The sequence below is a fragment of the Glaciihabitans arcticus genome (assembly GCF_004310685.1).
GTDB lineage: Bacteria > Actinomycetota > Actinomycetes > Actinomycetales > Microbacteriaceae > Conyzicola > Conyzicola arctica.
Window position 1 is genome coordinate 2,767,278 of record NZ_SISG01000001.1, and the last position, 24,499, is coordinate 2,791,776.

The window sequence follows — 24,499 nt, forward strand, 5'->3', positions numbered from 1 at the left end:
TTCTCGGTTCTCCGTGCTCACATTCCGCCGTACAGCTTCGATGGCCACATTCGCCACCGTGACTGCTTTCGCCATGGCATCGACCCTCCTGGTCGCTCAGCCTGCGGCGGCGGCCGCTCCTGACCCGGCCGTCTCCGACGTTCGTGTTGGACTGATCGAGCTCGGCAGCGCACTGGCTGGTGCGGCGGAGCAGCCGGCGCTGTCTGACAACCTGCCGTTGACCGACACGTCGGTGCGTGACCTCCTGTCCCTGGACACGGCCATCGGTACGAGGGTGAACGCTGCCCTGCTCGACCACCCCAGCGTCACGCTCGACACCCTGCACTCCGCATTCACCACGAACGAACTGTCGGTGGCGGATGCAACGTCGCCCGCTGGCGCGCCGGCGAATAGTCGCGACTGGATCATGACGGTCAAGCTCGCGTCGGCCCGGCCTGTCGCCCTGTCCTACCAGGACGCGCAGCTGCAGTTCGGCACCGCCGCTCTCGACGGTGAAGTCGCCGCGACCCTCGAGGCGAAGATCCGATTCCGGTATGACCCGAGCGCCGTCGAGCTGCGCAGGTTCGCGGTCGTCGAAAGCCCCGAACTTCCGACTCTCACCACTCACGTCTGGACCCGGGCCGTCAACGCGGGCGACACCGCCACGCAGGTCGACATCCAGCCCTTCACCGCCATCGACGGATTCGTTCGGCTCGACGCCGAGGGCGCGGCGAAGATCGACAGCACCACCGTGCTGGAGATGCGCGACCCCAACGGCCGCGGACAGATCACCACCGAGGACCTCAAGTTCAGCAGCGCCTCCGACCTCTTCGCGACAGAGGGTCCCGGCGATGACGACGTAGCGATGAGCATCGACCTGAGCACGACGATGGCGGCATCCGCAACGGGAACCCTGACAGTGGGCAAGCGTCCGGCCGCGGAGACCGCGCCGTACTCGAAGCCGATCACCGTGCGGAACGAAGCCCTTGCCGACATCTCGGCCCTGACGAAGCTCCAGGCGATCGTCGGTTTCACCGAGTACTCCAGCGCTCTCGAAGCTCTCGAAGCATCAGTGGACCAGCAGCTGCCGCTCCTCGACCTTTCGCTCGGGGGCGTCTACTCGCCGTCGGCGCAGATTCTCGGACTGCTGACCGAGCAGGCCGCCGCCACGATCGCCTGTGGCGCCGCGAACACCAACCCGCCCACCGGTGCTCCTCGCCCCGGGCAGGTCCGCTACTGCCAGGCGATCGCCGGCAGCGACGCCGCACCGGGCGAGGCAATCGTCTGGTCGGCTCCGGATGACGACACCGTCACGATCACGGCACCGGAAGGCGTGGCCGGCACCGTCGGGCGCACGCCCACGAACAACGTGGTCGTCTCCGGCGGCGATGGTTTTCCCGCACTGCGTGTGACGTTCACGGGTACGGATGGCTCCGACTACGCTGCCCGGTCCGCTGTCTCGTCGATCCAGTCTCTGGGCGAGGCGATCCACGGTCTTAAGCTGGGCGGCGAGGTCACCTACGACAACGCGGCCGGCGCTTTTGAGATCAAGGTCCGTCAGGACCTCCCGGATGCCGGGCCCACCACGGTCAACACCGGTGGCAACGGCAACCTGGCCCCACTGACGGGACTCACCGGCCTGTGCCAGGCCGCCGATTCCGGTCCCAACGAGCCGCGACACTGCACCCAGACCGGCGAGGCAGCTCCGGGAGCGGACCCGCTGCAGACCGGCGATGCCAAGGTTACGGTCAGCGGTCGGTCGTTCAGCGCCGACTTCGGGATCGGCCTCGAGAAGCCCGCCCCAGCGCCGACCGACGGCGAGGCGGCACCCGTCGACCCCACTGTGTTCCTGCGCCCGGGCACGAGCGGACTCGTCTACGAGATCAAAAAGGTCGAGGCGAAGCTGGCCAGCGAGGCGCAGCTCGTCGCCCGCATCGGGTTCCTGCAGGTCGATGTCGATGTCACCAAATACTCCCTCGACCAGAGCGGTGATACCGCCGCTTCGGTGAAGGTTCCGACGTCGACGCTCACGTTGCCCAGCGGCAACTCGACCACCGGCGTGGTGTCGGTCAGCCGACTTCTGGCCGAGGAAGCCGCCGTGGCACCCATCGTGAAGCGCGGCCTGTCCGCTCAGGCCACGCTGAAAGTGTCGGACTCAGCCCAGGAGGGCGGCACCCGACCGCTTCAGAAGTCGGGCCAGGTCGAGGCGGAATGGGCCCGTCTCGTTCCCGACAGCCTCCCGACCGTGACCACCACGGGTACGGCCGCCGATCCCGGCGCCTACGACGCGCTTCGCCTGCTCGATGTGGTGCCCGCCCGTCAGAGCGTCATGGGCACGGGCACCAGCGGCAACAAACTGGTCGACCCCACGGCTGACTTCATCACGCAGTTCGGCTTCACCGGTGCCACCGGCGAAGACCGCGTCGTGACCCGGCCGTTCTACGACCTCGGCATCCCCAGTGCCCCCAGCACGATCTGCTCGCAGTTCTCGGTGGACTCCATCCACGAACTGACCTGCCTCGAGGGTCCGCTGGCCCTCGCCGGAGCGACCAACACCGGCATGGCTCCCGGCCACTCCTACGTCATGGACGGCGACCCCGACGCACTTCGCGACATCCTCATCGAGGACCTCGCGGCCGTCCACAGCTCCTTCGTGTCGCCGGATGCCGATCTGGGTGCCGATCGCACCTTCCCGCTGGTCGATCTGCTGCCCACCGAGATCAGCGTCGCCCGCGACACTCTGGGCAACGCCATCTTCGGCATTCAGAAGAAGGCATTGGCCGAGGATGATGACGTCTCATCGATGCAGGAGTTCTCGACCACGCTGAAGTCGCTGATGAAGAAGGTCATCCTCCCCGACACGCTGGTTAGCGCGCCCGAGCTGAAGTTCATCCTGACCACCGGCGCAACGCCGACCCTCGTGTTGGAATCCTCACTGGCGGCGAAGGGTGATCGAAAGCCCCCGCTGCGGGTGGCCACAGGCACCCAGGAGTTGCGAGTTCTCGGCGCGCTCACCGACGACGAGCAGAAGATCGTGGCCCTGCCGGTGAAGTTCGACTCATCCGCGAAGTACGTCGTCGGGGTCAACCTGGTCGATGCCACCTCCCAGGTCCGCGGCGACACGAGTGTCTCTGAAAAGATCACCGGGCTCGACGGCGCAGATGCCGACGTCGCCAAGAACTTCGAGACGCGGGATGCCGAACTGGGATCCGCCCAGGTTAAGACCGGCGACGCCGCCGAGATCAAGCTCGGTATCGGCGTTCAGTCGACCATCTCCCTGCCGGGGGCGGACGCGAACTGGACTCCTATCTCCGCAGTGAAGACCTCGCTCACCCAGGAGCGCACTCGTCCCGGAGCACCGCAGACCTGCGGCGATCCCACTCCGCAGCAAGCACCCGAGGTCGCTGCATGTATTGAGCTTCCGCTCAAGGCGACCGACGGCACCGTCATGGAGACGGTCAAGGTCGCACTCCCGGCCGACCAGAGCTCGGGTGGCACGGGTGGCGCCACGGCCACCCTGCCGATCGCCTACCGGTTCCTCACCGACGGCCTCAGCGGCCTCGCCCTTACCCTCGCCGACGCACTCGAAGGCGACCTGGTTCTCGACGCCAACGGCGCACCGACGAGCCTGCCGCTGGTCGGCACGAACCTCGACGCAGGCGCCGACGTGCCCGCTGACGTGAACAGGTTCGTCTCGCAGGCGCGGGCCGCACTGACCGACGTCGAGTCGATCGGCGAGACGGCACCGATCAGCGAGCTCAACACCGCACTTGCCGCCGCATTCACCAGCGCAAACAGCCAGGTCAGCGGTTTCACCGTCGCCGCAGGACCCATGCAGATCTTCTGTGCGGATGACGAACTGTGCGAGTCGTCCATGACGGTCGCGGATGTGCAGAAGGTCACGGTCGCCCTCACCCTGGAGAAGGCCGTCCCGACGACTTCCGTCGAGGTGCCCTTCCACGTCGGCCCCGCAGGCTCGACCATCATCAGCAACCTCAACGTGCCCGCCAAGACGGGCTGGAAGCTCGGCGTCACGGTGGGAATCGAGCGCGGTTCCGGGCCCTTCGTCACGCTGGCACCGGTCGACCCGGTGAAGCCGATGCTGTCGGTGACCGTTCACGCAGAGCTGCCGAAGTACAACGCCGACAGCTGCCATTCCTGGACCCGAGCGTCGGGCTGGGCGCCGACGGGCGACGAGACACTCGTGAACCCCGGCGTCAATGCCGATGTGAATTCGGCACGGTGCATCGACGCCTTCGTCGGCAAATTCCCTTCCGTCCTGGTCGACCGCCAGAAGGCCGGTGAAGCCGTGGCAACACCCCTGACAAAGCTGGACGCCACTATCGGGGTGGACGTGCTGCCCGCAGATCCCGCTGGCTCGCTCGCCTACCTTCCCGACCTGTTCGACAAGAGCGTCGAGCCGGCCACCCACGTCGGTGGAGAGGGACAGATCTCGGTCTACTTCGAAGCCTTCGCCTCCAAGGCGAAGTTCTTCGACGTCCTGGGTGCCATCGACCAGACCTGGTCCGACGGCGTGTACGGAGACCTGAGCTTCGGAGTGCTGCGGGTGGACGTCACCACGTTCAACTCGGCGCTCATCCCGGGATTCGAAAAGGCCAAGAAGTGGCTGGCACCCCTGAACCCCGTGGTGGACACGCTTGCGCGTCCCATTCCGGTTGTGTCTGAGCTCTCCGAGATGGTGGGACAGGGACCGACATCCCTGATGACGCTCCTTTCGAGCGCGAAGAATCCCAAGATCCAACTGATTCTCAACCTGCTGCAGTTGCAGAATCTCGTGGCCGGCGGTGGCGACAACAACGAGCCCGACCTGCGGCCCATCGGAACCGGTTTCCTGGGCGGCTTCGCGCTGTCCCCGATCCAGATCGACAAGCAAAAGTGCACCGAGACCCTGGCGGCGAAGGACGGCACCACCTCGACCCGTAAGTTCGACGGCAGCGGGTCGTCGGGCGAGTGCGAGCCCGACGAGCGCAAGGCGCGCAAGGAGAAGGCGGCTGCTGACGAGAAGCTGCCCAAGGGCACGAAGGTCGACAAGGCCAGCACGAAGTCCGCCTACCTGAGCCTGCCGAGTGTGTCAGTACCCGTTCTGCAGGACACTCAGCAGATCTTCTCCATGCTCAGCAACACCGGTGACGCCACGCTCATCTACGTCGACCTCGGCCACGCCGGGGTCTCGGCCGAGATCTCGAAGAAGTTCGGACCGTTCGCGGTCGGACCGGTTCCCGTGACGGCGAAGATCAGCGGAAAGGCAGAGCTCGATGGCCGTTTCGCCTTCGGATTCGACACTCGCGGCCTGACCAAGAAGATCAACGGACTCGAGCCCGGCGACATCGAGGCATTCGACGACGTGGTCGACGGTGTCTCCGATCCCGCGCTGCTCAGCAACGGCTTCTACATCAGTGACCTCGAAGACGGCGTGGATGTCCCGGAGATCAGTCTGACCTTCACCGTGACGGCTGGCGCCGGGGTGAGCATCGGATTCGCCTCGGCGGGTATCCAGGGTGGAGTCGTCCTCGATCTCTCCCTCGACGCGTTCGACCCGAACGGCGACGGAAAGATCTACACCGACGAGTTCGCGGGATCTGCAACAGGCCCCTCGTGTGCCTTCAACGTCTCCTCGGGCATCTCGTTCTTCCTGCAGTTCTATTTCGAGCTCGAGCTCTTCTTCTACTCGTACTCGACATCGTTCGACATCGTGCGAAGCCCCAGGCTCACCCTGTTCGAGTTCAACTGCGCCAAGCAGCCGGATCCGGTTCTGGCCGTCGTGAACGCGGCAAAGACCGAGATCAAACTCACGATGGGTGAGTCCGGCAAGTCCGATCGACTGGCCTTCCCCGGCCAGACGGCGGAGAAGTACACGGTTCGCCAGCTCGCTCCGGCGAACAGCGTTGGAGATATCACTCTCCAGGTCAGCGCCTTCGACGTGGTGCAGAACTACGTGGTGCCGAAGGGCATCGTCATCACCGCCGACGCCGGCGAGAACGCCGACACCGTGCGCATGTACGCGATGCCGGTTCTGACGACGAAGGGCGCCAACGAGCCGGTGATGTTGAGCCCAGGCGACGACGGCTTCGTCGCTCCCGAATTCAACCCCAGGGCGACCATCTGGGGCGGAACGGGCAACGACACCATCGAGACCAGTGACCGCAATGACTACGTCGATGGTGGAGATGGCAACGACAAGGTCAGCACGGGTGCGGGCGACGACGAGCTGAAGGGCGGCGACGGCGTCGATCAACTCGACGGCGGCCAGGGCCAGGACAAACTCGAGGGTGGCGAGGGCGACGACCGTATCAGTGGCGGCCCCGGTGCTGACGAGGTGCGCGGCGACAACGGCGACGACACTCTCGACGGCGGCATCGGCGCCGATCCGGGCATGCTGTTCCCGACCGACAGGCCGGACGTGGTGCGACCACTCCTCGACGCCGGCGACCTCGTGATCGGCGGCAACGGTTCGGACAACGTCACGGGAGGCGATGGCTCCGACGTCGTCGTGGGAGGAAACTACGCGGCGAGCGGTGTCTTCACCAGCCAGGCGACCGTCAAGGTGAGCGGCGTCGATGCGCTCAACACCATCCAGACCTTTAATGTGTCCGGGATCACGACACTGACACTGCCGAGCGACGAGGCAGTGAAGCTCGAGTGCGACTCCGGGGGCGCGTCTGGCGACATCGGTGCCGATGTCGTATCCGGCGGCGGCGATCGCGACTTCGTCATCGGGGGAGCGGGCAGCGACACCCTGTCCGGCGGAGCGGGCGACGATGTCGTCTGCGGTCGAAACGGCAACGATCTGCTCGACGGAGACGGCAGTAACGTCGTGGCCAAGGTCCAGGGCAATGACCTCATCCGCGGTGGCGCGGGCCACGACCGCATCAACGGATCGGGCGGCAAGGACGTGCTGTACGGCGAGGCCGGAGACGACCTCGTGCGTGGTGGCGAGGGTGACGACACCATCGCCGGCGGCGCGGGATCGGACCTCCTCCTCGGTGAGAAGGGCATCAATATCGTGGTCGGCGACAACTTCGCCGCCGACGGACCGGTCGCCGCGACCGGCTCGGCTGCCGATGCTGACGCTGACGCCAACGCACGTGACATCACCTGTGCGGTATCGACCAGCGTCGTGAACGGACTGGTCGACCTGAGGGGCGACCTCTCCGGCGAGAGCAACGCGGGCCAGCTCGAAGGACTGAAGGTCGCCGACGGCATCGTCAAGGACGGCACCGGCAACTTCACCGGAATCGTGGGCGGCGTTGTGTTCATGGACGGCAAGGTCGACCTGGACGGCAACGGAAAGATCGAGCGAGGAACGAGCACCGTGCTCGGCGACTCCGGTTCGATTCCGCTCAGCGGCATGACCGGAGCCGTCGGCAACGGCGACTGCATCCTCGGCGGAGACGAAGCTGACGCGAACCTTGATGGCGGCGCCGGAGCGGACTACATCGATGCGGGTGCCGGCGACGACGTGAATGTTCACGGCGATGCAGGCAGGGACCTCGTTCGCGGCGGTGCCGGCGACGACCTGATCAACGGTGACGCCGGCGACGACCTCGTGGTCGGCGACAACGGCAACGACATCCTGTTCGGCAATGACGGCGCTGACGTTCTTCGCGGTGGCTCGGGCGATGACCTCCTGGCCGGCGGCAGCGAAATCGCCGGTGCCGCGGACGGCGCCGACGAGGTGCTCGGAGATGGCGGCAACGATGTCGTTCTGGGTGACAACGCCCGACTGTCCCACGCTGCGATGACGGGCACGGCCATCGCCGGTGCCAGCGTGACGCTCCTGGCTTCGGCCCCGGCACAGCATCCCGACGACATCGTCTACGGAGGCATGGGCGACGACTGGGTCTTCGGCCAGACCGGCGATGACCGCACCTACGGTGGACCGGGCAAGGATGTCGTCGAGGGTGGACCCGGTTCTGACCACGTTCAGGGTGACGACGGAGACGACCTCGTGATCGGCGGGTCCTCGACGACCGGCGCCGTGACACTGACCCGCACGGCGGTCGGAGTCGACGACGGCAATGACGTGGTCGTCGGTGACGAGGGCGTGGATAAGAAGGACGGTTCAGACGTTCTCGTGGGCGACAACGCGAGACTGCAGATCGTCATCCCGAACACGAGGACCGTGTGGCAGCGCATCCGTATCGACGTGGCGATCGAGCTGTTCGATGTACCGACCACAACCCGGCCCGCGAGTGCGAGCGGCGATGACACCATGCGCGGCGGCGGCTTCGAGGACCTGATCTTCGGTCAGGGCGACAATGACACCATCGCCGGCGAAAGCGGTGCCGATGGCATCGAGGGCGGCGACGGCGAGGACGTCATCGACGGCGGTACCGACAACGACGAGATCGTCGGCGGCTCGGGAACCGCGGCTACCACCGATGACGGCGACACGCTCACGGGCGGTGGCGGCGACGACCTGCTCCTGGGCGACAACGGCATCCCGACGAATGGCCTTCTCGGCATCTTCGTGAAGCTGCTGGATGCCCCGGCCCCCGGTGCGAGCGCATCAGCCGCGTTCTCCGGTGACGATGTTGTGTCGGGTGGCACGGGCGAAGACAGGATCTTCGGCCAGGGCGGCGACGACACCCTCAGCGGCAACGACGGCGTGGACACGCTGGAAGGTGGCGCCGGCGCCGACGACCTGTCGGGATGGGCCGACGACGACGTCCTGACCGGTGGAAGCTCGTCGCGCGACGGTGTGATCTCGCCCGCACGGTCCGGCGCAGGCCAGCTCGACGGCGCTGACAGCCTGTCGGGTGGATCGGGCGACGACGTGCTCGCCGGTGACAATGCCCGCCTCGAGACGACGAACGAGCGTCGGACGGATGGCACAAGACTGCGAACCGTTCTGCTCTTCGACCTGGCTACGTCCAAAAAGGCTGCTCCCGCTCGCACCGGCGGCAGCGACGTCCTGTTCGGCGACGAAGGTCGGGACCTGCTGTTCGGCCAGGCCGGAGACGATGAGCTCGCCGGCGGTACGGACGCTGACTACCTCGAGGGCAACAACGGAGCCGACAAGCTCTTCGGCAACGAGGGTGAAGACGATCTGGTCGGTGGTGGCTCGAGCGCGAGCGGTGCGATCATCACGTCGTCCGCGAGCGGCATCGTCGATCGACTGCTGACGGCACCGAAGACGGCGACGGACATCTCGTCCGCCGGCTTGCTGGACGGCAACGACGCTCTCGAGGGCGGCGACGCCCGCGACGTGCTCCTCGGCGACAACGGCCGGATCACGCGTCACGGCCCCAACCTCACCCTTGACGGTGGAGCCAGCGGCACACACACCGTTCGACAGGTCGCCATGGCCGACAAGGTGCCCGGTGTCTGGTCCGGCAGCGACAAGCTGATGGGTGGAACGGGTGACGATGACTTGTACGGCCAGTTCGACACCACCCGCACGAAGCGGCCGATGCAGGTCTACGAGCGAGCGACGGTGCCGGGAGACATCCTGCAGGGTGGCGAAGGGGACGACGCGCTGATCGGCGATCAGGCCCTCAACGTGCCGACTCCTGCGGCCGCGCTCGGTGCTGTCGACCGCACCATCAAGGACAGCAAGTCCTTCGTGCAGGCATCGGTTCGTCCGAGCGGCACGCTCATCCCGGTGGTCACCCAGACCCAGGCTGCAGTCGGCGGCGACGATCTCATCCTCGGCGATGACGGAGCGGACTCGATCCACGCCGGAGCCGGCAAGGATGTCGTCAACGCGGGCGCCGGTAATGATGTCGTCTTCGGCGGCAATGACGCGGACGCGTTGTGGGGCGGTGCTGACCACGACCGAATATTCGGAGGGGCCGGTAGCGACCTGCTCGACATCAAGCGCCGAACCAGTGACTCGAAGCTGTGGCAGGTGGCCGCACCGATCGAGGACACCGACCGACTTCGGCAGACGCTCAACGGCGGCGACATCCTCTACGGCGGATCGGGTACCGACGCGCTCCAGGCCGACCAGGGTGACACGGGTGGAGCTGTCCGCGTGCAGGGCGACCGACTGATCGACTGGCGATCGAAGATCAACTTCTTCAAGTCGTGTGAGTCGGGAGGTGGCGTCGGCAAGATCTCGAACACGCAGTCCGCGTCGATGACGTCGATGCTGCGCCAGCTGGCCGCCGCGTCCGGGGCAGTGGGATCGGCCGAACTGGCCATCCCCGGCACCGAACGCCTGACGAAGTACCCGAACACCGGCACCTTCATCTGCGAGACCCGCTAACACCAGCCAAAACGGGCCCGACCGGCACTCCTCGTGAGTGTGGTCGGGTCCGTTCTGCATTCGGCGGCTAGCCTCGCCCGGCGTCCTCGCGGAGGTCAATCCAGTACCTGCTCATGGCTCGGAGGGGTGCATCCTCACGAACGCCGCCGTTGCGCGTGATGGTCGCTACCGAGGGCTCATTGTCTGTCTCGCACACCAGCAGGGCTCGTTCAAGGCCGTTGGCGCGGGCAAGGCGGAGGATCTCACCGAGCGCCCAGCTGGCGACCCCCTTCCCGCGCGCTGACGGACGAACGCCGTAGCCGATGTGACCCGATTGCCGCACATACTCGTCATCGCCGACCCGCAGGGCGATGCCTCCCACAACGGAATCGCCGTCCACAATCCATCGGTAGTGGCACTGATACCCTTCGGTTATCGCGGGATGTCCCTCACGTTCCAACCGCTCGAGCCAAGCGGAGAACCCGGTCTCCGAGGCCAGTTCGTCGGATGGCCGAATGCCGAAGCCGTCCTCGTGCAGTCCCGGACCCCACTCGAGATGCGCCTCCAGCCAACCGGCCCTGAGTTCTGCGGTTGGTTCCACGAGTCGAAGCATCTGTTCACTGTAGAACGTCCGTGGTCAGCGCCGTACGGGATCCGCTCCCGATCCGAAGGCGGCGATCTCGGCGCGGGTCGGTCCGCCTTCCCAGTCACCGGGATGCAGGCACGCGAGCGCCCCGCAGTGCACTGCCAGGTCGAGGCGCTCGGGCACGGTGGCTCCCTCCAGCCGGGCGGCAAGGTACCCGGCAACGAACGCGTCCCCGGCACCGACCGTGTCGACCGGCATGATCTTCACGGCGTCGGCCGAGTAGGCCTGCCCGTCGATCGTGGCCACCGCTCCGCGCTCGCCGCGCTTGAGAACGAACTCGGCGACGCCGAGTGATGCCAGGTCACCGAGGAGCAAGGCCTCATCCTCGCCGGCGAAGACGATCGTCGCGCGCGCGGCGGTCGCCCGATACACGGCAGACGCCTCGACGCTCGACCACAGCTTCGATCGGTGGTTCACGTCGAACGAGATCGCGGCGCCGGCCGATTCGGCCAGGTCGAGAGCCCGCTCCAGTGTCGCCCGCCCGCTCGGCGACAGGGCCGGGAGGATGCCGGTCACGTGCAGGATGTCGTCGCTCGTGAGTTCGAGCGTTTCGAGGTCGGCCGGATCGATGCGGCTGCCCGCGCTGCCCCTGCGATGGAAGGTGACATCGGTCTGGCCCGGTCGCGGCGACTCCTTGATGAGTATTCCGGTCGCGGCCGAGGGGTCGATGGCCAGGCGTGCATCGACGCCCTCCGCGCGGAGTTCCCGCGCGATGCGCTGGCCCACCGAGTCCGCGCCGACGCGCCCGATGTAGACCGCCGCGGCTCCGAGACGGGATGCCCCGATCGCAACGTTCGCCTCGGCGCCGCCGGTGCCGAAGGCGAGTTCAGAAAGGTGAGCGAGCGTGCCGACTTCGCGGGTGCGAAGTACACCCAGCGCCTCGCCGAGAGTGACGATGCGGCCGCTCATCGTGTTCCGACCGCATCCACGACCTCACGGCTCAGCCGCGTGATCGTCGACCAGTCGCCTGCGGCGATCATCTCTCGCGTCGCCATCCACGCGCCGCTGATCGCGAAGACCGCGGGGCTCCGGAGGTACGCCGCCGAGTTCGAGGCCGTGAGGCCCCCGCTCGGCATAAAGCGCACATCGGCGAATGGTCCCGACAGCGCCGAGATGGCGGCCACGCCGCCGAGGGGCTCGGCGGGAAAGAACTTGAGGTGCGAGAGGCCGGCCGCGCGAGCGCGAGTCACCTCGGTCGCCGTGGCGACGCCGGGCACGGGCAGCATTCCTCGCGCCAGGGAGTGCGCGACGACCGCGTCATCAAAGCCGGGGCTCACTGCGAAACGTGCTCCGGCATCCGCCACCCGGTCGACATCGGCGACGGACAGCACCGTGCCAGCGCCGACCAGCAGCTCGGGAAAGTCGCGCGCGGCGAGCTCGATGAGGCCGAGCGCCGCGTCCGTGCGGAGGGTGATCTCCACGCACCGGATGCCGCCCTCGCTCAGGGCCGCGAACAGCTGTGGGCCGCTTGCCACGTCGTCAATGACGAGCACCGGCACGATGCCGGCCGATGCGACCGCAGCAGCGATGCTGTCAGTCATCGCTTCCGGAGGCGTGCCTTGCGACGACGCCGGCCCGGCTCGCGTCTTCACTGGCGAAAACTCCGCCGTTGGCCACGATGTCGGGCGTGATCTCCTCGAACACGATCCGCACGTCCTGCTGGCGTGCGCCGAGCGCGTCGACGGCGCTCTGCGTCACAGCCTCGACGAAGGTGCGGCGCTGGTCGATCGACCTGCCTGCGAGCAACTGCACGGTGATGTTCGGCACGGGTATTTCCTCTCGGGGTTCAACCGGTGCGACGGGAGTCGTACTGGTTGGTGAGCTGGCGTTGGGCTGCGAGCAGCAGATCGACGATCTCCTGCTCGCGGGATTCGGTCAGTCGGGCGAAGGGCACGGAGCAGCTGATCGCGTCCTTCGACGGGTGGCCGAATGGCAGGGTCACGGCGAAGCAGCGGAGGCCGAGTGTCGCCTCCTGGTCGTCGATCGCGTAGCCCGACCGGCGTACGCCCGCGAGGTGGTCGACGAGTGCCGCGGTGGTCGTGATCGTGTACTCGGTCGAAGGCGCGAGCGTCTCGGGCAGAATCGCGCGGATTCGCTCGTCGGGAAGCTCGGCGAGCATCGCCTTGCCGAGAGCCGTCGCGTGCGCCGGCAGACGTCGGCCGATCGCGGAGAACATGCGCAGCGGATGTTTCGACTCGCGCTTGGCCATATAGACGACTTCGCCGCCCTCGAGGCGGCCGAGGTGAACGGTCTCGCCTGTCGCGTCGGCGAGCTCGTCGAGCACTTCGGATGTGCGGGAAACGACCATGTCCTGCTCGACGTAGGACGCCCCGGTGATCAGGGCGTTGAGTCCGAGACGGTAGAAGGAGCGCGTCGGATCCGACTCCGCCCAGCCGCGATGCTCGAGCGTGCGCAGCAGGCCGTGCAGACTGCTCTTCGGAATCCCGAGGTCTTTCGACATAGTGACAAGGCCGCCCGAGCCGTGCGCACTGAGGTACTCCAGCACCTCGAGTGTGCGGTCGGCGGACTTGACCGGCATAAATTCGACATCCTCTTCATCTGCACTCACCCGTTCAGCATATCGGATGGCGTTCTTGTACTTGACTAAGTTCATCATCCGGCATATCGTCCAGATGTACAAGATGCTGGATGCCGTTCAAGGATGAAGACAGGCCCGTGACAAACATGCAGAGAATCACTACCCGCTACTCAAGCTCCCCTCGCCACGTCGATGGAGCCACGACCGATGAACTGCGCTCGCAGTTCCTCATCGAGTCCCTCTTCGCCGAGGGAGAATTCCGCGGCTCCTATATCCACGATGACCGGATGCTCGTTGCCGGCGCAGTGCCTGGTGACGACGATCTCGTGCCCTCCGGCTTCGAGGTGCTGGGCACCGAGTCCCTGCTCGAGCACCGCGAAGCGGGCATCATCAACCTCGGAGGCCCCGGCTCGGTCGTGGTCGACGGCACAGCTCACGACCTCGATAACTTCGACACGATCTACGTCGGTCGCGGATCCGAGATTGCGGTCCGGGGCAAGGGTGCCCGCTTCTATCTCGTCTCGGCCCTCGCGCACACCACCTACCCGACGCGCGTCATCCTGCGTTCGGAGGTCGAACCGGTTGTCATCAGCGACGACCGCGGTGCCGGCGCCCGACGCCTGTACCGCGTCATCTGGGGCGGCGGCGAGCCGACCTGCCAGCTGCAGATGGGCTTCACCGTCCTCGAGCCGCACTCGGTCTGGAACACGCTTCCGCCCCACCTGCATCCGCGTCGTACCGAGGTCTACCTCTACACCGACGTGCCCGCCGACGCGCGCGTTATGCACTTCATGGGCGAGCCGAGCAACACCCGCCACCTTGTCGTCGCTGACGGCGAGGCAGTGATCGCACCGGCCTGGAGCATCCACATGGGCGCGGGTACCGCGCCCTACAGCTTCGTCTGGGCGATGGCCGGTGAGAACACCGACTATGGCGACACCTCCGGTGTGCCCGTGACGGAACTAAGGTGAGCGCGCTCGCCCACTTTTCGCTCGAGGGGCGCACGGCCCTGGTCACGGGCGGGAGCCGAGGCATTGGCAAGGCAATCGCGCTGTCACTCGCGGACGCCGGGGCAGACGTCATCCTCGCGGTGCGCGACGGCAATGGCACCGACACCCAGAATGCCCTCACCGAACTCGGCCGATACGCCGGCACGGTCACCGTCGATCTTGCCGACGCGAGCGCGACCCACGCGGTGGCCACCGAGCTTGCGCACAGCCACACCATCGACATCCTGGTCAACAACGCCGGCCACATCAGCCGCGGACCGGCGATCGACGTCACCCCCGAGGATTGGGCCGGTGTCGTCGACGTGAACCTCACCGCGGCGTTCCTGCTCAGCCAGGCAATCGGTGCCGTGATGGTCGAACGCGGTCGCGGCAAAATCATCAACGTCGCCAGCCTGCTCTCGTTCCAGGGAGGCATCGGCGTGGCGAGCTATACCGCGAGCAAGCACGGTCTGCAGGGACTCACGAGAGCCCTCTCGAACGAATGGGCGGCGTCCGGTGTTCAGGTCAACGCGATCGCACCCGGCTACATAGCTACTGACAACACGGCCCCGCTTCGCTCAGACGAAGCGCGGGCCTCCGAGATCCTCGGCCGCATACCCAGCGGTCGGTGGGGTGAGGCGTCAGACATCGGAGGGGCCGCGATATTCCTCGCATCCTCCGCGTCTGACTATGTCACCGGGCACACCCTCGTCGTCGACGGCGGGTGGATGGCCAGATGACCAAACTGAATGGAGAAAGCACAGTGAACACAATGACGCGTTCGCACCGCGCGCTCGCCCTAGCGACCGCCGCTGCCGCACTGTTTGCGCTAGCCGGATGTAGCGCCGAAGGCGGAGGTGGAGGCGGCGGCGATGCAGCCTGCGCCCCCGAGGACATCACCTTCGTCGGCCAGGTCCGCAACGAAACCAACCCCTACGAGAAGTCGTGGCTCGACGGTGGCCAGGAGTTCGCTACCTCGGTCGACCTCGAGCAGAAGCGCCTCACGTACGACGGCGAGTCGCCGAAGCAGCTCGAGCAGATCCGACAGGAGCTCAGCACCGGCAACCCCGAGTGCATGGTGCTCAACGTTCTGACCAACACCGACGCCGACACGACTCCGGTCGTCAAGGCGGCACAGGATGCCGGCGCCTACGTCGTCACCCAGTGGAACAAGCCGGCCGACCTGCACCCGTGGGACGGCTACGACAAGTGGATCGCGCACATCACCTACGACGGCAAGGACTCCGGCTACCAGATCGCCGTCGCCCTGTTCGAGTCGATGGGTGGCAAGGGCGGCGTGATCGCCCTACAGGGCCAGGCCGCCAACGTGACCGCCGAGAACCGGTTCGCCGGCCTCGAGCAGGCACTGAGCGAGTACCCGGACATCAAGCTGCTCGACCAGCAGGCGGCCGACTGGGATCGCACCAAGGCCTTCGACACCACCGGAACGCTCCTCACCAAGCACGGTGACGCGATCGGCGGCGTCTGGGCTGCAAACGACGACATGGCGCTCGGCGCGTACAAGGCCCTCGAGGCAGCGAGCCGCGATGATGTCGGCGTCGTCGGCATCGACGCCGTCCCGGAGGCTGTGCAGGCCATCGCCGACGGCACCATGGTCGCGACCGTCTCGAGCGACGGCCCGTGGCAGGGTGGAATCGGCCTGGCGATGGGCTACTGCGCCCTGACCGGTGAGCTGGATGTAGCTGACCTGTCGAACGAGAACCGTGAGTTCTTCGCCGAGCAGGTGCTGATCACGACCGACAACTCGGCCGACTACCTCACGCCGAAGGCGAACCTTGCCGACTTCGAGTGCGGCAAGCTGTTCGACCGCGTCGCCGGCCCGCTGGAGTAGTGATGACAACCGTTCGGCCGGGGGAAGCACCCCCGGCCGGACGGGGCGACAGCGAGCGTCCCGTCCGGCCCAACCGTTTGGCCGCCTGGCGACGCTCCGACCGGATCAGCGTCTTCGGCCCACCCGTCGCCCTCGTTCTTCTGATCGTGGGCTTCTCGATCCTCAATCCCCAGTTCCGCACCATGGGCAACTTCCGCAGCATCCTCGACACTGCGGCCGTGCTCGCGGTCGTGGCCGTCGGGCTGACCTTCGTGCTGATGCTCGGCGCCATCGACCTCTCAGTCGAAGGCATCATGGCCGCGTCAGCGCTCTCTTTCGCGCTGCTGATCGCCAACAATCGCAACGACATAGACCTCGGCTTCTTCGCGGTCGTACTAGCGGTGGGAGTCGGTGCCGTGTTCGGCGGGGCCAACGGGCTGCTCTCGACACGATTGCGCATCCCGTCATTCATGACGACGCTCGGGGTCTCGGCGATCGGCATCGGGGTGGCGACTGTGCTGTTCGGCGGCGTGCAACCGACGATCCGATCCGCTGGCGTCACCGCGTGGGCCACCGGCGACATCGTCGGCCTCACGCCCCTCACCTTCGTCGCGGTCGGCGTGATCCTGCTCGGCGTCGGCCTCGAGCGGTACACCCGGTTCGGCCGGTACGCGCGGGTGGTCGGTGGCGCAGAGGACCTCGCGCTGCTGTCCGGTATCCCGGTCCGACGCTACAAGACCCTGGTGTTCGCATTCGCGGGTGCCATCTACGGGCTCGCCGGCGTGATGGTCACCATCAAGCTCGGCTCGGGCATCGTGGCCGTCGGAAGCGGTCTCAACTTCGCGGCGATCACCGCCGCTGTCATCGGTGGCACGCTGCTCTCGGGCGGCCGTGGCGGCGTGCTGCACTCCATCGTCGGAGTGCTCATCGTCTCTGTGCTCGCCAACGGCCTCGTGCTCATCGGGGTCGACTCCAACTTCCAGACCGCCGTGCAGGGCTTCGTCGTCGTCGCGGCGGTCGCCATCACGAACTGGCCCCTGCGCCGCAGATTGAGAGTCGTGAAATGACCGTCCAGGAGATGATTGCCGAGCCGCCGATGCTGGAGATCGTCGATCTTCGCAAGCGCTATTCCGAGACCATCGCCCTCGACGGCATCTCGTTCGAGGTGCGTCGCCACGAGGTCGTCGGCCTGATCGGGGAGAACGGGGCCGGCAAGTCGACGCTTCTGAAGTCGCTGATCGGTCTCGTGCAGCCCGACTCGGGCGAGATCCGGCTGCACGGGTCGAAGGTGAAACTGCGCTCGATCTCGCAGGCGGGTGCCGCGGGCATCGGCATGGTGTTCCAGGAGCAGTCGCTCATCCCGAACATCACCGTCGCCGAGAACATCCTGCTGGGCGCCGAGGGTTCGGGGGTGCGCGGCGGCTTCTACCGCTGGAAGGAGCTCGCGCGTCGAGCGCAGGTGCAGCTGGACAAGATCGGCTGCGACATCGACCCGCGGGCGATCACCGAGACTCTGAGCTTCGCCGACCGGCAGCTCGTCGAGATCGCCAAGGTCCTGGCCATCGAGGAACGCAGCAACGGTGAACCGGTGGTGCTGCTCGACGAGCCCACGTCGGTGCTCGACGCAGACGAGATCGAGCTGCTCTTCGCCCAGATCGAGCGACTGCGCAAGCACGCTTCCGTCGTCTTCGTATCGCACCGCCTCGACGAGGTACTGCGCATCTCCGACCGGGTCTACGTGCTGCGCAACGGCCAGACGGTCGGCGAGTACGACCCTGCGACGACGGATGCCGCCGAGCTCCACCGCATGATGATCGGCCGCGAGGCCCAGGGCAGCCACTACCACGAGGACCGTCAGCTCCCGGTGGCCGAGGCGCCGGTGCGCCTGAGTGTCACGGGCGCGACGCTCAAGGGCGTCTGCCAGGCCGTCTCGTTCGACATACGCAAGGGCGAGGTGCTGGGCCTGGCCGGCGTGCAGGGATCGGGCCGCGAGGAGCTGTGCCGCGCGCTGTTCGGCGCCATGGCCCTCACGAGTGGCCAGATCGCGGTCGACGGAAAGGTGGTCAACTTCTCCTCACCCCGCCCCGCAATCCGCGAGGGATTCGGCTTCGTCCCTGCCGAGCGTCGCACCGAGGGCATGGTCGCGACCATGTCGGTCGCCGAGAACATCACCCTGCCGCACATCGCGTCGGTCTCCCGGGGGCCGTTCCTGGACCGCCGAGCAGAGGCGACCGTGGTGAACCACTGGGTCGAATCGCTCCGGGTCAAGACGCCCACGACATCGGCCCCGCTCGCCTCGCTGTCGGGAGGCAACCAGCAGAAGGCAGTGCTTGCCCGCTGGATGGTGTCGGGCGACCTGCGCGTGCTGATCCTCGATCACCCGACGCGCGGCCTCGATGTCGGCGCCAAGTCAGAGGTGTACCGGCTCATCCGCGACCTCAGTGACCAGGGAATCGCAACGGTGCTGATGGCCGACAGCCTCGAGGAGACGATCGCCATGAGCCATCGCATCATCGTGATGAAAGACGGCGAGGTCGCGGCCGAGTTGGCCTGCGACCCCGGCGCGAAACCGAGCCCCGTCGACGTCCTGGAGGCGATGATATGACCACCGTGCACCCGCCCGGCATGAAGCCCACCGAGGCGATCACGACCATCGATTTGAGACGCACCCCCGGCATCCGTGCCCAGGTGCTGCGGTTTATGCCGATTGGAGTGCTTGCCCTCCTGATCATCTCGGTCTCTGTTGCGAACCCGAACTTCCTCCGGCCCAACAGCCTGCTCACCGCTCTCGACTCAGCAACGCCGCTGCTCGTACTTGCCGTCGGAGCGATGCTGGTCATCCTCTGTGGCAGCATCGACCTGTCCGTTGCCGCACTGGCGTCCATGTGCTCGGTATTGGTTGCCCTCTGGGTGCCCGCCCTGGGCGGCTGGGCGATACCGGCCGCAGCCCTGGCGGGCGCCATCGCCGGGTGTGTGCAGGGCCTCGTTCACGTGATCGCGCAGATTCCGTCGTTCATCGTCACTCTCGGCGGACTCGCCGTCTGGTCCGGCATCGGGCTCATCGTGTCCGGGGCATCGACCATCGGCGTGACGGGCAACGAGCTGGAGTGGGCCTTTATGCGGCTCGGCCCGGCCAAGATCCCCAGTGCGGCCTTGATCGCCTTCGCCGTCGTCGGCGTGTTCGCACTCCTGCTCTGGGCGACACCGCTCAAGCGCTGGTACGAGGCGATCGGCAACGCCGAGCCCGCGGCCGCCATCGCCGGCGTGCCCGTGTCCGCTCTCAAGATCGGCGCCTTCACCGCTTCGGGGCTGTGCGCCGGACTCGCGGGAGGACTGCTGGTCGCGCGCACCTACAGCGGCGCGCCGAACCTCGCCGACTCCCTGCTGCTGCCGGTAGTCGCCGCGATCGTCGTCGGCGGCACCGCGATCACGGGCGGCTACGGCGGGGTCGGACGTACGCTGATCGGAGTCCTGATCATCACCGTCCTGCGCGTCGGACTCTCCGTCGCCGGGGTCAACCCGTCGTACGAGCAGATCGTCTACGGATCCCTCGTCATCCTCGCAGTCTCCCTCACCATCGACCGTTCCAAATTCGCGTTCGTCAAATGACGACGCTCCACACTGAAAGGCACACCATGCCCACCATCGCTGTCCGTGACGACGTCACGGCGTACCTCGCCTCCCCGCGAAAGCTGCTCATTGACGGCCAGCTGGTCGACGCAGCCGACGGTCGCACCTTCGAGACGATCGACCCGGCTACTGCCAAGCCCCTGGCGACGGTTGCACAGGCCGGTATTCAGGATGTGCACCTGGCGGTGCAGGCTGCGCGGCGAGCGTTCGACGAGGGTTCGGCGTGGGACCGTTTCACCCCGCGTATGCGTGCGCGCCTGCTTTGGAAGATGGGAGACCTGCTCGAGGAGCACGCTGACGAATTTGCTCAGCTCGAGAGCCTCGACAACGGCAAGCCGGTCGGCTCGGCGAAGGACGGGGACGTCGCGACGGCTGCCGAGCTGTTCCGCTACTTCGCGGGATGGGCGACCAAGATGGAGGGCACCACGATCCCGATGTCGAGCGAGATCCGTCAGTTCCACGCCTACACTCGGCGCGAGCCGGTCGGAGTGGTCGCGGGCATCGTCCCCTGGAACTTTCCGCTCGTGATGGCGTGTTTCAAAGTCATCCCCGCGCTCACGGCCGGCAATACGGTTGTGCTGAAGCCCGCCGAGCAGACTCCTCTCACCGCGCTGCGTCTGGGCGAGCTCTTCCTCGAGGCGGGCCTTCCGGCCGGCGTACTCAACGTCGTTCCCGGTTTCGGCGATGCGGGAGCCGCCCTGTCGTCGCATCAGGACGTCGACAAGGTAGCCTTCACCGGGTCGACCGAGGTGGGCAAGAAGATCGTCGCCGCCGCCGGTGGCAACCTCAAGAAGGTGTCGCTCGAACTCGGCGGCAAGGCTCCGAACATCGTGTTCGCCGACGCCGACCTCGAGAAGGCGATCGTCGGATCCGCCCACGCCGCGTTCTTCAACCAGGGCCAGTGCTGCGTCAACGGCTCGCGCCTCTACGTGCACCGCGACGTCTACGACGAGGTGGTCGCGGGCGTCTCCGAGATCGCGAAGAAGATCCGGGTCGGCAACGGCTTCGACCCCGAGACCGAGATGGGCCCGCTGATCTCCGACGAGCAGTACACCAAGGTCGTCGGCTACCTGACCGGCGGTGCCGCAGAGGGCGCCACGGCCTCGGCCGGTGGTTCTGCCGTCGACCGCGATGGCTACTTCGTGCAGCCGACGGTCTTCACCGACGTGTCCGAGGAGATGGCGATCCAGACCGACGAGATCTTCGGCCCGGTCGTGACCGCCATTCCGTTCGACTCGACCGACGAGGTCGTGCGGGCCGCGAACAACACCCGGTACGGACTGGCTGCTGGTCTCTGGAGCCGTGACCTCGGCAACGCCCACAAGGTCGGAGCACGCCTTCGCGCGGGTACCGTCTGGCTCAACACCTGGCACGCCGATGACGTGACGCTGCCGCGTGGCGGTTACAAGGAGTCGGGTTGGGGTCGCGAGCTGGGCTCATTCGGCCTCGATGACTACACCGAGCTGAAGACCGTCATCGCCGAGCTGTAGACGGGTGACACCCCGCGGTGTCGTGATGAACCGGTATGAGGTGCAGCGTTAGCCGAGATGCGGCGCGGCCTGGTCGCCCTGGGGCAGCAGCTCGCTCTTCTTGCCGCGGATGAGGAACACCGCCAGCAGTGACGCAGCAATCATGGTGATCGCGGAGGCGATGAAGACCGCGGAGTAGCCATCGGTGAAAGCGGCAAACTGCGAGATTCCGGATGCCGCGGACTCCTCGGCCGCTTGTGCATAGATCGCGGTGAAGACCGAGAGTCCGATCGAGCCACCGATCTGCGTTGCCGCATTGACGGTCGCTGACGCGGCGCCGGCGTCGTGCGGGGCGACGCCGGTGAGGGCGAGATTCTGCAGCGGCACGAACAGGCCGGCGAGGCCGATTCCCAGCAGCACGAGTCCCGGAAGCACCTCGACGAAGTAGTTGCCGCCCGGGGTGATGAAGCTGAGGTACACGAGTCCGGCCGCCGCTAACAGCGGGCCGACGATCATCAGCAGGCGCGGGCCGATGGCCGGAAGCTGCTTGGTGAGGATCGGCACCGCGACCAGGATAACGACCGTCATCGCGACGTTGGCGAGGCCGGCGACGAGGGGCGTCATTCCCAGCACAATCTGGAAGTGGAAGGTGAGATAGAGCGTCGCGCCGATGAGCACGCTTCCGACGATGGCCTGGATGAGGAAGGCCCCGCCGCGCACTCGGTGCAGGATGACGCGCAACGGCAGCAGCGGCTGCGCGACCCGCGACTCGATCAGCACGAAGAGTGCCAGCAGCCCGACGCCGAGCGCGAGAAATCCGATCGTGTTGATCGATCCCCAGCCCTCCTCGGCGAGGCTGAAACCGTAGACGAGGGAGCCGAGGCCCAGCGCGACTGTGATGGTTCCCCACACGTCGTACCTGTTGTCGCCCTCAGCCTTGCTCTCGGTCAGGAAGAACGCCCCGCCAATCATGCCGAGAATGACGAAGATCACGTTCACCAGCAGGCACCAGCGCCAGCTCGTGAACTCGGTGAGCACGCCGCCGAGCAGCAGGCCGACGGCGGCACCGGTTCCGCCGATGATGCCGAAGACGGCGAAGGCCGTGTTGCGGTCCCGACCCGACGCGAAGGTCACGGTGAGCAGGGCGAGAGCAGCGGGGGCGAGTAGGGCAGCGAACAGCCCCTGCAGGCCGCGCGCGACGATCAGCTCGGTGCCGTTCTGGGCGAGTCCACCGAAGGCCGATGCGAGGCCGAAGCCGATCATCCCGACCATAAAGGCGCGCTTGCGTCCCCAGTAGTCGGCGATGCGGCCGCCGAGAAGAAGCAGCGCGCCGAAGACGAGAACGTAGGCAGTGATGACCCACTGGCGTTCGAGGTCGGAGAGCCCGAGTTCCTGCTGGGCCTGCGGCAAGGCGATGGTGACGATGGTCGCGTCGAGCACGACGACCAGTTGGGTGAGTGCCAGAACGGCGAGAGTCCACCAGCGGCGGTTGGTGGGCGGGTTTGCGGACATAAAAAAAGCCTCCAGGCTTCTAGAAAACGAAGTGCTGAAGGTTTCAAGCCTCTGACAGACAGGCACGGATGCCTGCGCCAATTACGATCGACATGATCGAACAGGCTTTCATACTAACGCATGAACTCCATTCGACTAGGCGCTGGCGGCGATCGTCTTGCGCATCACCGTCTTGCTCGTGCCGATATGGCGCTCGAAAGTGAAGCCCGCCTTCTCGAACATGGCGCGGGTGCCGTTGTGCAGAAATGAGGATGACGTTCGCTTGCCCTCGACCAGCTCGTTGGGGAACGACACCACCTCGCCGCCGCCTGCCTGAGCGATGAGCTGCAGGGCTCCCTCGAGAGCCTCGTACGCGACGCCCGATCGGCGGTGGTCGCGATCGACGAAGAAGCAGGTGATGCGCCACGGCCCGGGGTTCGGCTCGCCCGCGTCGTACTGCTTGCGGTGGTAGATATTGGGGAGCTCCTCCGGGCTGCCGAACTGGCACCACGCGATCGCGTCATCCCCGTCGAAGACCAGCGCGGCATGGGCGACCCCCTCGTGGACGAGACGCTCCTTGAACTCCACCCGCGGGTACTCGCTCTTGACGGTGTCGGCGGTGTCCGAGTGGAAGTACGAGCAATAGCACCCGCCCCACACTCCGTTGTGCTTGTCCGCGAGCGCCTGCCAGGCGGGGAAGGTCTCGGGTGTGAGCGGTTTGATCACGTGTGTGTCGATCATGCGACCATTGTGCGACTCATTGAACGCGGGTTCAATGGTTAGCGCTCGGCGAAACCCGCTGTCAGGATTCGGATCTGCGCCAGAACCGCCTGCACGCTGGCGCGCTCGAGGGTCTCGGGGCGAGCCAGGCAGTCGATGTGCCGACCGAGGCCCGGGTGCGCGAGGGGACGCAGAATCACGTCGGGGTGCTCGCGCAGGTCGGTTGTGTAGCGGGGCATGAGCGCGATGCATCCACTGGCCGCGACGACCGCGGCGGCGACCCGAAACTCATTGATGCGGTGCTGGATGCGCGGCTGACTTCCCCCGGCGCCCGCGATCACCGCGAGCGCCTGCTCAAGCGGGAAGCCCTCGTGCACCGCGACCCACCGCTGGTCGGCGAGATCCGCGGGGTCGATCGACGCTCTCGAGGCAAGCGGGTGGTCGCGTCGCACCGCAATGTCGAGCGGCTCGAACAGGAGGGGCTCGACCCGCACCGATGAAGGCCACGGCGGGCTGCCGACCAGCCGGTGCGCGAGCACGAGGTCGTGCCGTGCGGTGAGGCCGGGAAAGTCCTCCTGCGCCACATCGAAGTCGCTCACCCGTACCTGTGGCATGGCCGCGATCAGTGGGCCGAAGAGCGCGAGCCCCACGCTGTGGAAACCCGCCACGGAGACGGTGCCCGTCGGGTCGCCCTGAAAGTGGGCCACCGCCTGTTCGGCCCGTTCGAGCGCCACCTCCACGTCGATCGCGGCGGCCGCCAGCGCGCGACCGGCATCGGTGAGAGCGGTGCGACGTCCGTCCTTGAAGGTGAGCGGCACGGGGGAGCGGCGCTCAAGTGCACTGATCTGCTGCGAGACGGAGGACGGCGAGACGTGCATCGCCGCAGCGACTGCCGCGATGCTGCCGCGGTCGCCGAGCTCGCGGAGTGCGCGCAGTTGACCCAATTCCATAAGGTCAAACTAATCCATTCGTGCGAAAACTGCCGTCTTGTCTTA

At 66.7% G+C, this 24,499-nt stretch carries 16 protein-coding genes; 8 read left to right on the top strand and 8 right to left on the bottom strand.

All coding sequences use genetic code 11. The features are described 5' to 3' along the window. Positions 1-40 precede the first annotated feature (40 nt). Positions 41-10,210 carry a beta strand repeat-containing protein gene (locus EYE40_RS13400; RefSeq protein ID WP_130982415.1) on the top strand — a complete coding sequence of 3,390 codons (10,170 nt, stop codon included), beginning with the start codon at positions 41-43 and terminating at the stop codon, positions 10,208-10,210. Positions 10,211-10,277: 67 nt separating this feature from the next. Here EYE40_RS13400 and EYE40_RS13405 read toward each other — a convergent pair whose 3' ends face one another. Genes EYE40_RS13405 through EYE40_RS13425 form a run of 5 tightly spaced genes read right to left on the bottom strand, consistent with a single transcriptional unit; the run spans position 10,278 to position 13,404 of the window. Continuing rightward, on the bottom strand, positions 10,278-10,802 hold the full coding sequence (locus EYE40_RS13405) for a GNAT family N-acetyltransferase (protein WP_130982416.1): 525 nt from the start codon (positions 10,800-10,802) through the stop codon (positions 10,278-10,280). Between the two features lie 24 nt (positions 10,803-10,826). Further along, positions 10,827-11,744, bottom strand: coding sequence for a sugar kinase (locus EYE40_RS13410; RefSeq protein ID WP_130982417.1), 918 nt, complete (start codon positions 11,742-11,744; stop codon positions 10,827-10,829). After that, positions 11,741-12,376, bottom strand: coding sequence for a bifunctional 4-hydroxy-2-oxoglutarate aldolase/2-dehydro-3-deoxy-phosphogluconate aldolase (gene eda, locus EYE40_RS13415; RefSeq protein ID WP_130982418.1), 636 nt, complete (start codon positions 12,374-12,376; stop codon positions 11,741-11,743). Before eda ends, EYE40_RS13410 begins: the two co-directional genes overlap by 4 nt. Further along, complete coding sequence (locus tag EYE40_RS13420) at positions 12,369-12,602, bottom strand: tautomerase family protein (RefSeq protein WP_130982419.1); 234 nt, start codon at positions 12,600-12,602, stop codon at positions 12,369-12,371. Before EYE40_RS13420 ends, eda begins: the two co-directional genes overlap by 8 nt. 19 nt (positions 12,603-12,621) lie before the next feature. Further along, positions 12,622-13,404, bottom strand: coding sequence for an IclR family transcriptional regulator (locus EYE40_RS13425; RefSeq protein ID WP_240034820.1), 783 nt, complete (start codon positions 13,402-13,404; stop codon positions 12,622-12,624). A gap of 116 nt (positions 13,405-13,520) precedes the next feature. Between EYE40_RS13425 and kduI the strand changes: the two genes are divergently transcribed. The 7 genes from kduI to EYE40_RS13460 are packed head-to-tail and all read left to right on the top strand — an operon-like array spanning position 13,521 to position 21,314. After that, on the top strand, positions 13,521-14,345 hold the full coding sequence (gene kduI, locus EYE40_RS13430; protein ID WP_130982420.1) for a 5-dehydro-4-deoxy-D-glucuronate isomerase: 825 nt from the start codon (positions 13,521-13,523) through the stop codon (positions 14,343-14,345). After that, complete coding sequence (locus tag EYE40_RS13435; protein WP_130982421.1) at positions 14,342-15,103, top strand: SDR family oxidoreductase; 762 nt, start codon at positions 14,342-14,344, stop codon at positions 15,101-15,103. Before kduI ends, EYE40_RS13435 begins: the two co-directional genes overlap by 4 nt. Before the next feature lie 32 nt (positions 15,104-15,135). Next, positions 15,136-16,215, top strand: a complete 1,080-nt coding sequence (locus EYE40_RS13440; protein WP_130982422.1) for a sugar ABC transporter substrate-binding protein — start codon at positions 15,136-15,138, stop codon at positions 16,213-16,215. Positions 16,216-16,217: 2 nt separating this feature from the next. Continuing rightward, complete coding sequence (locus EYE40_RS13445) at positions 16,218-17,261, top strand: ABC transporter permease (RefSeq protein ID WP_130982423.1); 1,044 nt, start codon at positions 16,218-16,220, stop codon at positions 17,259-17,261. Beyond that, positions 17,258-18,799 (top strand): sugar ABC transporter ATP-binding protein, encoded by a 1,542-nt coding sequence (locus EYE40_RS13450; protein ID WP_204742250.1) that lies wholly within the window; start codon positions 17,258-17,260, stop codon positions 18,797-18,799. The genes EYE40_RS13445 and EYE40_RS13450 overlap by 4 nt, the downstream gene beginning before the upstream one ends. Continuing rightward, a complete protein-coding gene (locus EYE40_RS13455) occupies positions 18,796-19,803 on the top strand; it encodes an ABC transporter permease (protein ID WP_130982424.1) in 1,008 nt (335 codons plus the stop codon). The genes EYE40_RS13450 and EYE40_RS13455 overlap by 4 nt, the downstream gene beginning before the upstream one ends. Before the next feature lie 26 nt (positions 19,804-19,829). Next, complete coding sequence (locus EYE40_RS13460) at positions 19,830-21,314, top strand: aldehyde dehydrogenase family protein (protein WP_130982425.1); 1,485 nt, start codon at positions 19,830-19,832, stop codon at positions 21,312-21,314. 48 nt (positions 21,315-21,362) lie between these two features. Here the strand turns inward: EYE40_RS13460 and EYE40_RS13465 are convergent, their stop codons facing one another. From EYE40_RS13465 to EYE40_RS13475, 3 genes are all read right to left on the bottom strand, one after another. Further along, complete coding sequence (locus tag EYE40_RS13465) at positions 21,363-22,805, bottom strand: MFS transporter (protein WP_130982426.1); 1,443 nt, start codon at positions 22,803-22,805, stop codon at positions 21,363-21,365. Between the two features lie 135 nt (positions 22,806-22,940). After that, entirely contained in the window at positions 22,941-23,525 is a 585-nt protein-coding gene (locus EYE40_RS13470) for a GNAT family N-acetyltransferase (protein ID WP_130982427.1), read from the bottom strand. Between the two features lie 38 nt (positions 23,526-23,563). Further along, positions 23,564-24,454, bottom strand: a complete 891-nt coding sequence (locus EYE40_RS13475) for a LysR family transcriptional regulator (protein WP_130982428.1) — start codon at positions 24,452-24,454, stop codon at positions 23,564-23,566. Positions 24,455-24,499: the final 45 nt, after the last annotated feature.

What these genes read in the sequence shown, in the direction of transcription:
- EYE40_RS13465 (WP_130982426.1), bottom strand. Translation starts at nt 22,805, where the DNA reads ATGTCCGCAAACCCGCCCACCAACCGCCGCTGGTGGACTCTCGCCGTT.
- EYE40_RS13475 (WP_130982428.1), bottom strand. Translation starts at nt 24,454, where the DNA reads ATGGAATTGGGTCAACTGCGCGCACTCCGCGAGCTCGGCGACCGCGGC.
- eda (WP_130982418.1), bottom strand. Translation starts at nt 12,376, where the DNA reads ATGACTGACAGCATCGCTGCTGCGGTCGCATCGGCCGGCATCGTGCCG.
- EYE40_RS13470 (WP_130982427.1), bottom strand. Translation starts at nt 23,525, where the DNA reads ATGATCGACACACACGTGATCAAACCGCTCACACCCGAGACCTTCCCC.
- EYE40_RS13445 (WP_130982423.1), top strand. Translation starts at nt 16,218, where the DNA reads ATGACAACCGTTCGGCCGGGGGAAGCACCCCCGGCCGGACGGGGCGAC.
- EYE40_RS13460 (WP_130982425.1), top strand. Translation starts at nt 19,830, where the DNA reads ATGCCCACCATCGCTGTCCGTGACGACGTCACGGCGTACCTCGCCTCC.
- EYE40_RS13450 (WP_204742250.1), top strand. Translation starts at nt 17,258, where the DNA reads ATGACCGTCCAGGAGATGATTGCCGAGCCGCCGATGCTGGAGATCGTC.
- EYE40_RS13440 (WP_130982422.1), top strand. Translation starts at nt 15,136, where the DNA reads ATGACGCGTTCGCACCGCGCGCTCGCCCTAGCGACCGCCGCTGCCGCA.
- EYE40_RS13405 (WP_130982416.1), bottom strand. Translation starts at nt 10,802, where the DNA reads ATGCTTCGACTCGTGGAACCAACCGCAGAACTCAGGGCCGGTTGGCTG.
- kduI (WP_130982420.1), top strand. Translation starts at nt 13,521, where the DNA reads ATGCAGAGAATCACTACCCGCTACTCAAGCTCCCCTCGCCACGTCGAT.
- EYE40_RS13400 (WP_130982415.1), top strand. Translation starts at nt 41, where the DNA reads ATGGCCACATTCGCCACCGTGACTGCTTTCGCCATGGCATCGACCCTC.
- EYE40_RS13455 (WP_130982424.1), top strand. Translation starts at nt 18,796, where the DNA reads ATGACCACCGTGCACCCGCCCGGCATGAAGCCCACCGAGGCGATCACG.
- EYE40_RS13410 (WP_130982417.1), bottom strand. Translation starts at nt 11,744, where the DNA reads ATGAGCGGCCGCATCGTCACTCTCGGCGAGGCGCTGGGTGTACTTCGC.